Origin of the sequence: Corynebacterium halotolerans YIM 70093 = DSM 44683 (assembly GCF_000341345.1) — a bacterium.
Taxonomy (GTDB): Bacteria; Actinomycetota; Actinomycetes; order Mycobacteriales; family Mycobacteriaceae; genus Corynebacterium; species Corynebacterium halotolerans.
In genome coordinates this window covers 420618-434986 of the sequence record NC_020302.1, presented here as the reverse complement: position 1 = coordinate 434986, position 14369 = coordinate 420618, and the positions used below count along the sequence as shown (strand labels likewise).

At 68.7% G+C, this 14369-nt stretch carries 12 protein-coding genes; 7 read left to right on the top strand and 5 right to left on the bottom strand.

Going from position 1 to position 14369, the window contains the following annotated elements:
* The first annotated feature begins 1 nt into the window (after position 1).
* Complete coding sequence (locus tag A605_RS02020; protein WP_027004219.1) at positions 2–907, top strand: DUF3109 family protein; 906 nt, start codon at positions 2–4, stop codon at positions 905–907.
* A 187-nt stretch (positions 908–1094) separates the two neighbouring features.
* Positions 1095–3677, top strand: a complete 2583-nt coding sequence (locus A605_RS02015; RefSeq protein WP_027004218.1) for an ABC transporter permease — start codon at positions 1095–1097, stop codon at positions 3675–3677.
* Between the two features lie 110 nt (positions 3678–3787).
* Here the strand turns inward: A605_RS02015 and A605_RS02010 are convergent, their stop codons facing one another.
* The 4 genes from A605_RS02010 to mshA form a co-directional block, all read right to left on the bottom strand.
* Entirely contained in the window at positions 3788–4483 is a 696-nt protein-coding gene (locus A605_RS02010; RefSeq protein WP_015399835.1) for a response regulator transcription factor, read from the bottom strand.
* On the bottom strand, positions 4480–5727 hold the full coding sequence (locus A605_RS02005) for a sensor histidine kinase (RefSeq protein WP_015399834.1): 1248 nt from the start codon (positions 5725–5727) through the stop codon (positions 4480–4482). The genes A605_RS02010 and A605_RS02005 overlap by 4 nt, the downstream gene beginning before the upstream one ends.
* Positions 5728–5736: 9 nt before the next feature.
* Entirely contained in the window at positions 5737–6483 is a 747-nt protein-coding gene (locus tag A605_RS02000; protein ID WP_015399833.1) for a phosphoglyceromutase, read from the bottom strand.
* A 67-nt stretch (positions 6484–6550) separates the two neighbouring features.
* Entirely contained in the window at positions 6551–7816 is a 1266-nt protein-coding gene (gene mshA, locus A605_RS01995) for a D-inositol-3-phosphate glycosyltransferase (protein WP_015399832.1), read from the bottom strand.
* 121 nt (positions 7817–7937) lie between these two features.
* Here mshA and A605_RS01990 point away from each other — a divergent pair, with 121 nt between their 5' ends.
* Positions 7938–9650 carry a long-chain-fatty-acid--CoA ligase gene (locus A605_RS01990; RefSeq protein WP_015399831.1) on the top strand — a complete coding sequence of 571 codons (1713 nt, stop codon included), beginning with the start codon at positions 7938–7940 and terminating at the stop codon, positions 9648–9650.
* A 738-nt stretch (positions 9651–10388) separates the two neighbouring features.
* Positions 10389–10940, top strand: coding sequence for an RDD family protein (locus tag A605_RS01985; protein ID WP_015399830.1), 552 nt, complete (start codon positions 10389–10391; stop codon positions 10938–10940).
* A gap of 15 nt (positions 10941–10955) precedes the next feature.
* Here A605_RS01985 and A605_RS01980 read toward each other — a convergent pair whose 3' ends face one another.
* Positions 10956–12086: a UDP-N-acetylmuramate dehydrogenase gene (locus tag A605_RS01980; protein ID WP_015399829.1), complete on the bottom strand. Its 1131-nt coding sequence runs from the start codon at positions 12084–12086 to the stop codon at positions 10956–10958.
* A gap of 24 nt (positions 12087–12110) precedes the next feature.
* Here A605_RS01980 and A605_RS01975 point away from each other — a divergent pair, with 24 nt between their 5' ends.
* The 3 genes from A605_RS01975 (at position 12111) to A605_RS01965 (ending at position 14338) form a co-directional block, all read left to right on the top strand.
* On the top strand, positions 12111–12623 hold the full coding sequence (locus tag A605_RS01975) for a DUF2505 domain-containing protein (RefSeq protein WP_015399828.1): 513 nt from the start codon (positions 12111–12113) through the stop codon (positions 12621–12623).
* 19 nt (positions 12624–12642) lie between these two features.
* Complete coding sequence (locus tag A605_RS01970; RefSeq protein ID WP_015399827.1) at positions 12643–13455, top strand: hypothetical protein; 813 nt, start codon at positions 12643–12645, stop codon at positions 13453–13455.
* Between the two features lie 61 nt (positions 13456–13516).
* On the top strand, positions 13517–14338 hold the full coding sequence (locus tag A605_RS01965; RefSeq protein ID WP_027004217.1) for an LmeA family phospholipid-binding protein: 822 nt from the start codon (positions 13517–13519) through the stop codon (positions 14336–14338).
* The last annotated feature ends 31 nt before the right edge of the window (positions 14339–14369 follow it).

The window sequence follows — 14369 nt, the reverse complement described above, 5'->3', positions numbered from 1 at the left end:
TGTGAATCACCCACAGTCGTCCAAGGTTCTTCTCGGTTTCCCAGCCTCCTCCCCCGCCGGAAGATCGATCGCGGCGGGACGCGAAGTGGCCCCGGACTTTCCCCGGGAGTGGTTCGAGTTCGTCAATCCGGAGGATCCGCTCCACACGTTCTCCATTGATCTGACCTGGGTGGAATCCCACTGGAACTGCATGTTCGGCACCACCGCCTGCCACGGTATCGACGCCACGCAGTCCGATGTCGGCTGCTGCGTCCACGGCGCCTACCTCGCTGACGAGGAGGACCGGGACCAGCTCTACGACGCCGTCGCGGAGATGCCCCCGAAGTTCTGGCAGAACCGCCCGGACGGGGTGGACGCGTACATCGAGGCCGCCGACCCCGCCGTGCTGGAGCCCTGGCTGGAGTGGGACGAGCTCGACGGTGACGACGGCGAGCCCGAGCCCGCCCTGAAGACGATCACCACCGGCGGGGCCTGCATCTTCGCCAACCGTGCGGGCTGGCCGACGGGCACGGGCTGTGCCCTGCACCAGTGGGCCGTGTCCGAGGGCCGCGACCTGACGGTGGCCAAGCCGGAGGTGTGCTGGCAGGTTCCCCTGCGCCGCCACGAGGCCTACGAGGACCGTTCCGACGGCGTCGAAATCCTGCGCACCACGATCGGCGAGTACGAGCGCCGCTCCTGGGGCAACGGCGGCGAGGACTTCGACTGGTGGTGCACCGGTGACGCCGGTTGCCACACCAACGCCAACCCGGTCTGGCTCTCCCAGAAGGTTGAGCTCATCGCCCTGATGGGCGAGGCGTCCTACGAGGTGCTCGCCGAGCACTGCCGCAGGCGCGCGAGCGTGAACCTGCAGGCGTCCCCGCACCCGGCCACGGTCAAGGCGGGCGTCGGCGGCCACGACGTATCATGAGGCCTTCACCGGTAACATCGGCGGACAACCTCCGATAGACCAGGGGATGGCACCAATGGTTCAGCGGGAAGACCGGGGCAGGGGCGGTCGGCACCGCCCGCCCCGGGGTCGCGGCACCCTCGCATCCTTCCTGGCCTCCCCCATGCGGGTGGTCACGTGGCGCTCCGTGCTGGCCAGCCGCGCCCGCATGCTGCTGACCGTCCTCTCGGTCGCCCTCGGCACGGCGTTCATCTCGGGCTCCCTGATGCTCACCCACTCCCTGGAGCGCTCCTTCGACTCCATCATTGACGCCGGTGTGGAGGGCGTGGATCTGGGCGTCGTCGGCAGCCAGTCCTCCCCGCAGGGTGTGCCCTTCGAGGTCATTGAGGAGATCGAGTCCTGGCCGAACGTACGGGCCGCGAACGTCATCGGCGACGGCCCGGGTCTGCCCAGCGGCACCCGTATGGCCGGCGAGTCCGGGATCATCGTCATCGGTCCCGACGGCACTCCCCTGCAGGTCGGCTCCTCCGGCGCCCACCCGGCCGCCGCTTATCCCCCGGACCGCTTCGTCGGGTCACCGCCGCTGCTGCGCCAGGGCGAGATGCCCGAGACACCCGACGAGGTGATGATCAACACCTCCGCCGCCACCCGCGCCGGCCTGGCTGTCGGCGACCGGATCCAGGTGATCACCCCCTACGAACGGGTGCCGGTGAGTGTGTCCGGCATCTACGACACCGCCGGGGACACCGCCGGCTGGGTGGGGGTGATGTTCACCCCGGAGCGCTACCTCGAGCTGTTCACCGCCAACGAGCACGCCTCCCAGATCGTCATCGCCACCATGCCGGGCACGGACCCCATGGAGGTGCGCAACCGGATCGGGCGGACCTGGCCCGGCCTGACCCCGCTGCTGCCTGAGCAAATCGCCGAGCGGATGAGCGGCTCCTTCGCCCAGCAGCTGGAGTTCGTCCGCTACATCCTCGTCATCTTCGGGGTGATCGCCCTGCTGGTGGGCGCGTTCAACATCGCCAACACCTTCGCGATGGTCGTGGGTCAGCGCACCCGGGAGTTCGCGCTGCTGCGCTCCATCGGGGTGTCCACCCTGCAGATCGCGTTCTCCGTCATCATGGAGGCCGCCGTCGTCGGCCTCCTCGGCTCCGTGCTCGGCATCGCCGCGGCCGGCGCCCTGCTCGCGGTGCTCGCCGCCTGGTTCAACTACACCGGCGGTGACCTGTCCAGCATCGATTTCGCCTGGACCCCGGAGGCCGTCGTCGTCCCGCTGCTGTTCGGGGTGCTCGTGACCATCGCCTCCGCGATGGCCCCGGCCCGGCGCGCCGGCATGCTGCCTCCCGTGCAGGCCTTCGACCTGTCCGACGCCCGCTCCGACCGGCCCCCGCGGCTGCGCCTGTTCATCGCCGGGGCGGTCGCCGCCTTCGGTGCCGTGTTCATCGCCGGCGCGGCAATCATCTATGGCATCAACGACGTCGCACTGTCAGTCAACCTGCGGCTGGTGGCCGTCGGCATCGGCGTCGGGGCGATGTTCCTGTCTCTGGTGGTCTCCGGCCCGACGCTGGTCTCGCTGGCGGGCAGGACCCTGGGATTCGTGCTCACCGCCCCGATGGGGGCGGTCGGCCGGCTGGCCCGCCGCAACGCAGTGCGCAACCCGCGCCGCTCGGCCTCGTCGGCACTGGCCCTGGCGCTCGGCGTCGGGTTGGTCGCGTGTGTGGGCACGATCGGCGCGACGACGCGCGCGAGCGTGTTCGGGATGGTGGAGTCCACGATCACCGCGCCGTTCGTCCTCGACGGCCTGGGCGGTTCCTCCGTCCAGGGCCAGCCCGGCATGGGCGGACCGGGCATGTCGCTGCCTGTGGAGACGGTGCAGCGGGCGGAGTGGACCACGGGTGTCGACGAGGTGGGCACCCTGATGGCCGCGCCGCTGAAGGCGAACAACTGGGACAACCCGCAGACGACGGTCGTCGACGGGGACTTCACCGACTTCATGTCACTCGGCCTGCACGAGGGCACCCCCTCCGACGGTTCCGTGCCGGGGGCGCTGATCTCCGCCACCTACGCCTCCGAGACGGGGCTGCAGGTCGGGGACACCATCCCGCTGACCTCCTACGAGGGGGATCCGGCCGCCGCGGTGCACATCCCGGTGGAGGCGATCTACACGGAGACCGCGATCCTCGGCCACCTGACGGTCACGTGGGGCGCGGCGCAGCAGGTGCTGGAGAATCCGGAGTCGACGGTGACCCGCCAGTCCGTGTTCGTCTCCTCGGACGGCTCCGTTCCTCCGGACCAGCTGCGGCAGAACCTGACCAGCGTGATGGACCCGCTGCTGGTGGTGCAGGTCAAGTCGAAAAACGAGTACGGTAGTTCCCTGGGCACCCAGATCAACCAGCTGCTGACCATCGTCTACGCGCTGCTGGCGCTGGCGGTGATCATCGCCGGCCTCGGCATCATCAACACGCTGCTGCTGTCCGTGGCCGAGCGGACCCGGGAGCTGGGTACGCTGCGGGCGACCGGTCTGCAACGCGGGCAGATCCGGCGGATGATCGAGGTGGAGTCGCTGATCCTGTCCGTGCACGGCGCGGTCGTCGGCATCGCGCTGGGCACCTTCGCCGGCTGGGCGGCCGTGGAGGTGCTCGGCTCCAAGGGTATGGCCTCACCCGAGATCCCCTGGCCCCAGATCGGGCTGATGGTCCTCGGTGCGGTCGGCGTCGGCGTGGTGGCGTCGATCATCCCGGCCGTGCGGGCGGGACGGATCCCGCCGCTCGAGGCGATCGAGCGGTAAGGCCGCCATGGCGCGGGGCGTCGGCGAGCGGGCGTCGACAAGCTGCGGACACGGCAGGGGCCCGGGAAGATTCGGCGTTCTTCCCGGGCCCTGAGGTGGTGGCGGACCGCTCAGGCCTCGAACTTGTACCCCAGTCCGCGGACGGTGACCAGGTGCTTCGGGCGGGAGGGTTCCTCCTCGATCTTGGAGCGCAGGCGCTTGACGTGGACGTCGAGGGTCTTGGTGTCACCCACGTAGTCGGCGCCCCAGATGCGGTCGATGAGCTGGCCGCGGGTGAGCACCCGGCCGGCGTTGCGCAGCAGGTACTCCAGCAGGTCGAACTCCTTGAGCGGCATGGGCACCGATTCACCGTCGACGGTGACGGTGTGGCGCTCGACGTCCATGCGGACCCGGCCGCCCTCGAGGACCTGTTCATCGATGTCCTCGCCGGTGGTGGCGTCCGGATCGACGCCGCGGCGCAGCACCGCCCGGATGCGGGCGATGAGCTCGCGGGAGGAGTAGGGCTTGGTCACGTAGTCGTCGGCGCCGAGCTCGAGGCCGACGACCTTGTCGATCTCCGAGTCACGGGCGGTGACCATGATCACCGGGACCTGCGAGGTGGCGCGCAGCTGCTTGCACACGTCGGTGCCGGACATCCCCGGCAGCATGAGATCCAGCAGCACGATGTCGACGTCATTCTTCCCGAACTCCACCAGTGCGGTCGGGCCGTCACCGGCGACGATGACGTCGAATCCCTCCTTGCGCAGGAGGAAAGCCAGCGGATCGGCCAGGGATTCCTCATCTTCGACGATGAGAATGGTCGTCATGATGCTTTGTCCTTTCGACGTGTGGCCACCCGCGACACTGCATCCCGCAGCGGCCGGGCGGACGGGGCCTCAGTCTCCGGGGCCGGCGACGGCGGTTCCGTCGTCGGCTCGGGCTGATGGACCGGAAGTTCGATCGTGAAGGTGGAACCGGTGCCGGGCCGGGACCATAGTTTGATGTTACCCCCGTGGTTCGCCACGACATGCTTGACTATGGCCAGTCCCAGTCCCGTGCCACCCGTCGAACGGGAACGCGCCTTGTCCACGCGGAAGAAACGCTCGAACACGCGTTTCTGGTCCTCCGGGGCGATGCCGATGCCACGGTCGGTGACACGGATGAGCACGACGTCGCCCACCACCTTCTGCGACACCGACACGGGGACCGAGTGCGGAGAGTAGTTGATGGCGTTGGAGATCAGGTTGGAGATCGCCGTGACCAGCAGAGACTTGTCGCCGAGGACGAGCACCCCGGAATCGTCGCCCTTGGTCAGGGTGATGTCCGCGTTGTCGGCGGCGAGCTGATTGCGGGTGAATGCCTCGTCGATGGCGTCGTCGACGCTGACAGGTTCCATCTCCGGCAGGGCCTCGGCGCCCTGGAGCTTGGACAGCGAGATCAGCTCATTGATCATGTCCGCCATCCGGTGGGACTCCTTGCGCAGCCGGTTGCCGAAGTACTCGACCTGCTCGGGGTCATCGACGGCTTCCATGAGCGCCTCGGCGAGCAGCGCCATGCCACCGACCGGGGTCTTCAGCTCATGTGAGACGTTGGCGACGAAGTCGCGGCGGGCGGACTCCATGCGCACGTTCTCGCTCTCGTCGGTGCCGTAGACGATGACGAAGCGGTCGTCGACAAGCGTCAGCGGCTTGACCAGCGCGCGGACCGAGGAGACCCGGTTGCCGGTCCGCCGCTTGGGCATGGAGAGGTTGAGGGTCCGGGTCTCCTTGTCGCCGTAGACCTCCTGGGCCACACGCCACACCTCGGGGTTGATGGTGCGGTCGTGGACCAGGGCCATGACATGCGCCCGGGAGTTGGAGAGCACGACCTCCCCGCCCCGGTCGAGGACGGTGATGCCCGTGGGCGAACCCTGTATCGCGAGGTGGAGCACCTGGCTGACGGTGGTGACCTGGTTCGCCTCGAGGGTGGAGGAGGCGCGGAAGCGCAGCGCCCGTTTGCGGAGCCAGTTCACCGCCGGGATGGCGGCGCCGGCGACGGCGACGCCGAGTAGGAAGGCAAGGACAGCGGACACGGTGGAAGGTTACTTGCCGCCCTGGGCTGCGACGGCGGCGGCACCGGCTTCGGCGGCCGCCGGGTCGAGGTAGGTGCCGCCCGGGTTGACGACGGTGCCCTCGGAGTCGAGCTCGTAGACCAGCGGGATGCCGGTGGGGATGTTCAGGCCGGCGATCTCGTCGTCGGAGATGTTGTCGAGGTGCTTGACCAGGGCGCGCAGGGAGTTGCCGTGGGCGGCGACGATGACGGTCTCGCCGTTCTTCACGCGCGGGTAGATGACGTCCTCGTAGTACGGGATGAAGCGCATGACGACATCCTTGAGGCACTCGGTCTTCGGGACCGACGGCAGATCGGCGTAACGGGCGTCGTGGGCCTGCGAGTACTCGGCGTCGTCGGCCAGCTCCGGCGGCGGGGTGTCGTAGGAACGGCGCCAGGTCATGAACTGCTCCTCGCCGAACTCATCGCGGATCTCCGCCTTGTTCAGGCCCTGCAGCTTGCCGTAGTGGCGCTCGTTGAGACGCCAGTTGCGCACGACCGGAATCCAGAGCCGGTCGGCGTGGTCGAGGGCGATGTTGGCGGTGCGGATGGCGCGGCGCAGCAGGGAGGTGTAGGCGATGGACGGCAGCAGTTCCGCCTCCTTCAGCAGCTCGCCGGCGCGCTTGGCCTCGGCCTCCCCCTTCTCGGTGAGGTCGACGTCGACCCAGCCGGTGAACTGGTTCGACTCGTTCCACTTGCTCTGGCCATGGCGCAGGAGAATCAGTTTTCCGTTACTCATGTCTCCAATATGCCACTTCGGCCCCTCTCCCGCTGCCCCAACCAGCGGAAGTCCCCCACCCGGGGCGTCACCTCCCGCTGGCCCGCCGACCGTGGCAGTCGGGGATCTCGATGGACAGCGCCTCCGAGTACACCGAGGCCAGCTGGGTCGCGGAGGCGGACCAGGAGAAGCTGGCGGCGTGCCCCACGGCGTCCTCCCCCATCCGGATCCGGGTGTCGTCATCATCGAGCAGCTGCGCGATGGCGTCGGCCCAGTCGCCGACGCCGTGGCCGTCGACGAGCAGGCCTGTCTCCCCCTCCGCGACGGCGATCGGCAGCCCGCCGACGCGCGCGGCGATCACCGGCGTGCCGGTGGACTGCGCCTCCATCGCGACCAGCCCGAAGGATTCGTTGTAGCTGGGCACCGCGATGATGTCCGCGGCGCGGTAGACCGAGACGAGTTCCTCCGGCGGACGCGGCTCGAGGAAGCGGATGCGTCGTTCCACCCCCAGATCGCGGGCCAGGTCGAGGTACTGCTCGGGGGTGGCGTGGGCCCCCGAGGGGCCGCCGCAGATGAGCACCCGCAGATTGCGGTCCGGTTCCCGGGCCAGCAGCTCGGCGACGGCCCGGATGAGCACCTGCGGGCCCTTGAACTCCTGGAGCCGGCCGATGAAGGCGACGACCTTGGCGTGCAACGGCACCCCCAGCTCGCGCCGCGAACGCTCGGTGGCCCGGTCGTTGCCGGGGGTGAACAGCTCGGTGTCGGCGCCCGGCGAGACGACGACCACGTGCTCAGGGTCGGCGTCGTAGTGCTGGACCAGGTCGTTGGTCTCCTCGTGCGTGTTGACGACCAGCAGATCGGCGTTGTCGACCAGCTGCTGCTCGCAGATACGGCGGGCCTCGGACTCGGGTGAGTCGTCGGCACTCCGGTAGGCGTTCTTCACCGCCGCCAGGGTGTGCGCGGTGTGGACCAGGGGGGCCTCCCACAGATCGCGCAACAGCCAACCCACCTGACCGGAGAGCCAGTAGTGGGAGTGGATGAGGTCGTAATCCAGGTCGTGACACTTCCCGAAGAGGACGATCCCGCCGGCGAAGGCCGCCAGCTGGGTGGGCAGCGCCTCCTTCGCCAGCCCCTCGTAGGGGCCGGCGACGATGTTGATCACGCGCAGATTCTCCTCCACCTCGACGACCTCTCCCTGACTGGGCCGGGTGGCGCGGGTGTAGATGTCCACCTCCACCCCCTGGCGTGCCAGATGGGTGGCGGTGTTGAGGACGTAGACATTCATGCCACCGGCGTCGCCGCTGCCAGGTTGTTCGAGCGGCGAGGTGTGCATGGAGATCATCGCGATGCGCATGAGACCATCGTAAGTGTGCGCCGTTCCTCAGCAGCCTCTCGGCACCTCCGCCCCGTCGTTATACTGGCAGGCAGCCAAGAACCTACGAACGCGTAAGCGAGCACGCGTGGAAGGACGTTTCATGTCGGCATTCGAGAACAAGTCCTGGCTTCAGCACTACGGTGAATGGACGCCCCACTCCCTCGACTACGAAGACACGACGCTGCTCGACGTCTACGACAACAACCTGGCGATCAACGCCGAGAAGTCCGCCACCTGGTTCTTCGGTCGCTCCCAGACCTACGCCGAACTCGACCGCCAGGTCCGCCGCGCCGCCGCCGGACTGCGGGCCTTCGGGGTGCGGCCGGGCGACAAGGTGGCCATCGTGCTGCCGAACTGCCCGCAGCACATCGCCGCGTTCTACGCGGTGCTGAAGCTGGGTGCGACCGTCGTCGAGCACAACCCGCTCTACACCGCCCACGAGCTGCAGGCGCCCTTCGCCGACCACGGCGCCCGGGTGGTCATCGCCTGGGACAAGGCGGCCCCGACCCTGGAGAAGCTGCGTGGGACGACCTCCCTGGAGACGATCATCTCGGTCAACATGATCGAGGCGATGCCGAAGCTGCAGCAGTTCGCCCTGAAGCTGCCGCTCAAGAAGGCCCGCGAGTCCCGCGAGGCGCTGTCCGCCCCGGCCCCGAACACGGTTCCCTGGGAGGCGCTCATAGGTTCCGCCATCGGCGGGGACGGCGGGGACGTCGTCTCCGAGCCGTCGGTGACCAAGGACTCCATCGCGCTGATCCTCTACACCTCCGGCACCACCGGCGCCCCGAAGGGCGCCCAGCTCTCCCACGGCAACCTGTTCGCGAACATGCTGCAGGGCAAGGCGTGGGTGCCGGGACTGGGCGAGCAGGATGAACGGATGCTCGCCGCACTGCCGATGTTCCACGCCTACGGTCTGACCATGGTCGGCACCCTGTCGGTCTACATCGGCGGCGAGATGGTCCTGCTGCCGGCGCCGCGCATCCCGCTGATCATGGACGTGATGAAGAAGCACACGCCCACCTGGCTGCCGGGAGTTCCCACCCTCTACGAGAAGATCGTGGAGGCCGCCGAGAAGGACAACATCGACATCTCCGGCATCCGCAACTCCTTCTCCGGCGCCTCCACACTGCCGGTGTCCACCGTCGAGCGCTGGGAGAAGTTCACGGGTGGCCTGCTCGTGGAGGGCTACGGCCTGACCGAATGCTCCCCGATCATCGTGGGCAACCCCATGAGCACCAAGCGACGCCCCGGTTATGTGGGTGTCCCCTTCCCCGACACCGAGATCCGCATTGTCGACCCGGAGAACCTCGATGTGGCCGTACCCGACGGCGAGGAGGGTGAGATCCTGGTGCGGGGCCCGCAGGTGTTCCAGGGTTACCTCAACCAGCCGGAGGCCACGGAGGCCAGCTTCCATGACGGCTGGTACCGCACGGGCGATGTCGGCGTGATGGAGGAGGACGGCTTCATCCGTCTGGTGGCCCGCATCAAGGAGGTCATCATCACCGGTGGCTTCAATGTCTACCCAGCGGAGGTCGAGGAGGCGCTGCGCGAGCACCCCGACGTCGAGGACGTCGCGGTCGTCGGTACCCCGCGCGAGGACGGCTCCGAGAACGTCGTCGCCTGCATCACCCTGGCGGAGGGGGCGGTCCTGGACCCGGAGGGGCTCAAGGAGTTCGCCCGCGAACGCCTGACCCGCTACAAGGTCCCGCGCACCTTCTACCACTTCGAGGAACTCGCCCGGGACCAGATGGGCAAGATCCGCCGCCGCGAGGTCAAGGATGACCTGATGAAGCTGCTGGAGAGGCAGAGCTAGCCGCCGCCCGGTTGTTTCCGGCGAATTGACCGCCGGCCTGATTCCCCCCTCGGAGTGTGGACCGAGGGGAATTTTTGTTGTTTGGGGCGGGAGGTTCTGGGGGCGCGCTTTCGTCCACACGGTGAGCTCTCGTCGGCAGGGTTTCCGACTGAAACGTGTGGAAGAACGCACGCTATTCACCAGCCCAGGGACCACGTGCGCTTTTCTCCACACGCCGAGCTCCCGCCGGCAGGGTTTCCGACTGAAACGTGTGGAAGAACGCACGGTATTCACCAGCCCAGGGACCACGTGCGCTTTTCTCCACACGCCGAGCTCCCGCCAGCAGGGTTTCTGACTGGAGCGTGCGGAAGAACGCACGCTATTCACCGGCTCGGCGACCAGGCGCACCTTTCTCCACACGGTGAGACCCGTCGGCAGGGTTTCTGACTGGAGCGTGTGGAAGAACGCACGGTATTCACCAGCCCAGAGACCACGTGCGCTTTTCTCCACACGCTGAGCTCCCGCTGGCAGGGTTTCCGACTGAAACGTGTGGAAGAACGCACGCTATTCACCAGCCCAGGGACCACGCGCACCTTTCTCCACACGCTGAGCTCCCGCTGGCCGCCTTCCGGAAAGAAACGTGTGGAGGAACAGACCCCAACCGGCCCCACCCCACCACCCACTCCAGAGGCATGGTGTTCCCCAGCGATCCGCCCTATAGTCCACCTCAAGTGAGTCGTAGGACAGGAAGAGCACGTCATGCACATCCCGGATCCGCGCGCCCCCGACCCTGATAATCCCTATAACCCCACCCCTCGCACCGAGGGTCCGACCAACGCCACGCCCTTCGCCAATCGGACCTTCATGGGCAGTGGCGACCGGGTTGTCGACGGGATGGTGCCTGCCGGCCCCTGGTCCCGCCTGGCGGCCTGGATCATCGACGCCAGCCTGGTCGCCATCGTCATGTCCGGGATCATCAGCCTGTTCGTCGGCAGCATCGACGTCGCCTCCCCCGCGGCGAACGCCATCACCGCCCCCGTCCTGTGGCTCTACCTGTCGCTTCTCCAGTTGACGGGTATGCAGACCGTGGGCAAACGTCTGCTGGGCATCCGGGTGGTCAGACGCGACGGTTCTGCGGTGGCCGCGCCGCAGACGCTGCTGCGCAACGCGTGGGTCCTGTTCACCGCGGTCCCCTACGTGGGCTGGGCCACCACTGTCCTAGGAATTGTCATCTTCATCAGCATCTTCGCCGCCCCGCAGATGCAGGGTCTCCACGACCGGCTGGTCCAGACGGCGGTCATCCGGCGCTGAGGTCGATTCCCGGCCTCAGTCGATCGACACGCCCACCCACACCGGCTCGGGCACCAGGGTCACGTCGAAGGCTGAGCGCACCCCGTCGCGCACGGTGCGCGCCAGCTCCACGAGATCGTCGGTCACCGCCGTCCCCCGGTTCGTCAGCGCCAGCGTGTGCTTGGTGGACAGCCGGACCGCGGCGTCCTCGGACGGGAAGCCGCGCGGGAAGCCCGCGCGCTCGATCAGCCAGGCCGCGGAGAGCTTCTCGCGGCCCTCGCCGGCGTCGAAACGCGGCATCCGCTCGGCGTCCTCCTCCCCGCGCGAGACGCGCACCTTGTCCTGCACGGCGTCGACCAGCGTCGAGTCGACCACCGGGTTGGTGAAGAAGGAGCCGGCCGACCAGGTGTCGTGGTCATCCGGTTCGAGGACCATGCCCTTGCCGCGGCGCAGCTCGAGGACCTGCTCACGGACCTCGGCGACGGGCCGGCGCTCGCCGTCCCCGGTCGCCCCGAGCCGGCGGGCCAGCTGGCCGAAGCGCAGGGGTGCGCTCCGCCCGTCGGTCCGCAGCTGCAGCTCGACCTCGAGCACCACGGCCCTCCCCGTGAACTTCAGGTTGGACCAGCGGTAGGCCAGCTCCAGCGAGTCGGCGGACACCCACTCCACCACGCCGGTGCCGCGCTCGAACAGGCGCACGCGGGTGAGCACGTCCGAGATTTCCGCGCCGTAGGCGCCGACGTTCTGCACCGGGGTGGCGCCGGCCGAACCGGGGATGCCGGACAGGCACTCGATGCCGCCCAGCCCGGCGTCGACGGCCGCGGCGACCACGTCGTCCCACACCGCCCCGGCACCGGCGCGCACCAGACCCGTCGTGGTGTCCACGTCCAGGGAGTCGTTCTCGACGATGACGGCGGCCAGGTCCAGATTGCCGTCGGCGACCACCAGGTTGGAGCCGCCGCCGGTGACCAGCAGCGGGATGCCCGCGGCGTCGAGAAGCGCCACCGTCTCGACGACCGCCTCCGCGGTGGCGCAGCGTACAGCGGCGCGGGGCCGTCCGCCCAGGCGGAGTGTGGTCAGCTCGGAGAACGTGACGGTGTCGTCGAGGGTGGTGCCGTCGATGGCGGCGAGGCGCTCGAGAACGTGCGGGGTCAGAGATGAGTCGATCACACCATTAACGGTAGTCTGTTAGCCATGGCAACCCGCAGTGAGAACACCGTAACCATCAACCAGCCGGCCGAGAAGGTCCACGCTGCCCTGACCAACGCCGACTACTGGGCGTACAACGTCGCGAACCTCTCCCCCGAGGCCGGCGAGGTCGCCGAATTCTCCGCCACCGACGGCGGCGCCGTCGTCACCCTCTTCGAGGTGCTGCCGCTGGAGATCCTCCCCGAGGCCGTGCGCGCCATGATCTCCCAGGCGCTGAAGGTCAAGCGCGTGGTCACCGTCGGCCCGCTGACCGACGGTAACGCCCACATCACCTACAACGCCGACGTCAAGGGCACCCCGGTCGATTTCTCCGGCGACATCACCCTGACCGGCGAGGGCGAGACCACCACCCTGGCCTACGCCAACGAGGTCTCCGTGAACATCCCGTTCATGGGCCCGGCCATCGAGCCGAAGGTCGCCGACGCCCTCGGCGAGCTGTTCAACCAGGAGGGTGAGCTCACCGACACCTGGATCTCCGAAAACCCGGCGAACGCCTGATTTCTCCACTGCTGTCCCCATGGCCGATCACGCCCACAATCTGCGCGCAGAATTCGGGCGTGGTCGGCCATTCGGCGTCATCACCCGTGGCACCACCGGCTACAACCGCCTGCGCCGCTCCGACCGCTGGATGGTGCACCACCCGCGCGTGATCGCCCTGCTTCGCGACGCCCGCGCCCCGCTCGCCGTCGACGTCGGCTACGGCGCCTCGCACACCACGACCGTCGAGTGGGCCAGGCGCCTGCGCGCAGTGCGTGACGACGTCGCCGTGGTCGGCCTCGAGATCGACCCGGCCCGGGTGCTGCCGCCCCGGGACGGGGTCCGCTTCGAGCTCGGCGGCTTCGAGCTGGCCGGCCACCGCCCGCACCTGGTCCGCGCCTTCAACGTGCTGCGCCAGTACGACGTGGAGCAGGTGCGGCAGGCCTGGTCGACGGTGCAGGCCCGGCTGGCCCCCGGCGGACTACTGGTCGAGGGGACCTGCGATGAGCTGGGCAGACGCGCTGCATGGGTGCTGCTGGACCAGCGCGGCCCGGTCTCCCTGACCCTGGCGTGGGATCCCTTCGACGTCACCCGCCCCTCCCAGCTGGCCGAGCGCCTGCCGAAGGTCCTCATCCACCGCAACACCCCCGGCGAGCGCATCCACACCCTGCTCCTCCGCGCCGACGAGGCCTGGGACCGGTCCGTGGCCTTCGGTGCCTACGGCCCGCGCATCCGCTGGCGCCAGGCCCGGATGCTGCTGCGCGCGGAAGGCGTGCCGCTGGCCCCCATCCGCCGGCGCGTGCGCGACAACCTGCTGACGGTGCCCTGGTCGGCCGTCGACCCTGAGCTGTGAGAATGCTGTCGGTATCCCGGGAGGCTGGCGGCGGGTGACCCGGATGGGGGACACTGGGGCCGTGGCTAGATCATCGACCTCCGTACTCTGGAAGATCCTCCTCGGCGTCCTCGTGGCGATCCTCCTGATCGTCCTCGTCGCCGAGTTCGGCCTGCGCTGGTTCATCGGCCAACAGCTGCGCGACAGCTTCAACCAGCAGGCGGAGGAATCCGGGGTCACCGTCGAGGAGGAACCGACCATCTCCTTCGGTCCCACCCCGCTGGTGTTCTCCATTCTGGGCGGCTCGATCAACGAGGTGAACGTGACCACCCCGTCGACCCTCGAGATCACCTACCCCGGCGGCGACTCCGCGCTGCCCGAGATCACCGGCCAGCCCGCGGCGGTCATCGACATCGACGACCTCTCCATCTCGGACCCCGACAACCCGGTCGCCGGCACGCTCACGACCACCACCGAGGTGCCCGAGGAGTTCCTGCTGGCCATCATTCAGCGTCAGATGGCCGAGCAGCAGGGCGACGCCTCCGGCGCGGCCGGTTTCCTGCAGGAGCTCGTCACGATCACCGACATCACGGCCAACGTGGAGGAATCCGCCCTCGACGTCGAGTTCACCGGCGGTGCCGCGGTGCTCACGCTCCAGCCGGTCCCCGTCGACGGGCAGCTGACCTTCGAGGCGACCAACGCCTCCCTCTTCGGCTTCGACCTGCCCGCCCAGGTGGCCGACGGCATCACCCAGGCCCTGCAGGATGGCGTGAGCGAGCAGGTCGGTCAGCTCGGCGTCGAGCAGTTCGAGGTCATCGACGGCGGCGTGCGCATCCGCGTGGTGGGCGAGAACGTCAACCTCAACAATCTGACCGGCCAGGGCGGGCAGATTCCGGCGTCCTGACCGTTCCGCCCGACAGCTGAAACGCGTGAGG

Coding starts and splice junctions, on each gene's coding strand:
- A605_RS02015 (WP_027004218.1), top strand. CDS start 1,095: ATGCTGCTGACCGTCCTCTCGGTCGCCCTCGGCACGGCGTTCATCTCG.
- A605_RS02010 (WP_015399835.1), bottom strand. CDS start 4,483: ATGACGACCATTCTCATCGTCGAAGATGAGGAATCCCTGGCCGATCCG.
- A605_RS02000 (WP_015399833.1), bottom strand. CDS start 6,483: ATGAGTAACGGAAAACTGATTCTCCTGCGCCATGGCCAGAGCAAGTGG.
- mshA (WP_015399832.1), bottom strand. CDS start 7,816: ATGCGCATCGCGATGATCTCCATGCACACCTCGCCGCTCGAACAACCT.
- A605_RS01990 (WP_015399831.1), top strand. CDS start 7,938: ATGTCGGCATTCGAGAACAAGTCCTGGCTTCAGCACTACGGTGAATGG.
- A605_RS01985 (WP_015399830.1), top strand. CDS start 10,389: ATGCACATCCCGGATCCGCGCGCCCCCGACCCTGATAATCCCTATAAC.
- A605_RS01975 (WP_015399828.1), top strand. CDS start 12,111: ATGGCAACCCGCAGTGAGAACACCGTAACCATCAACCAGCCGGCCGAG.
- A605_RS01970 (WP_015399827.1), top strand. CDS start 12,643: ATGGCCGATCACGCCCACAATCTGCGCGCAGAATTCGGGCGTGGTCGG.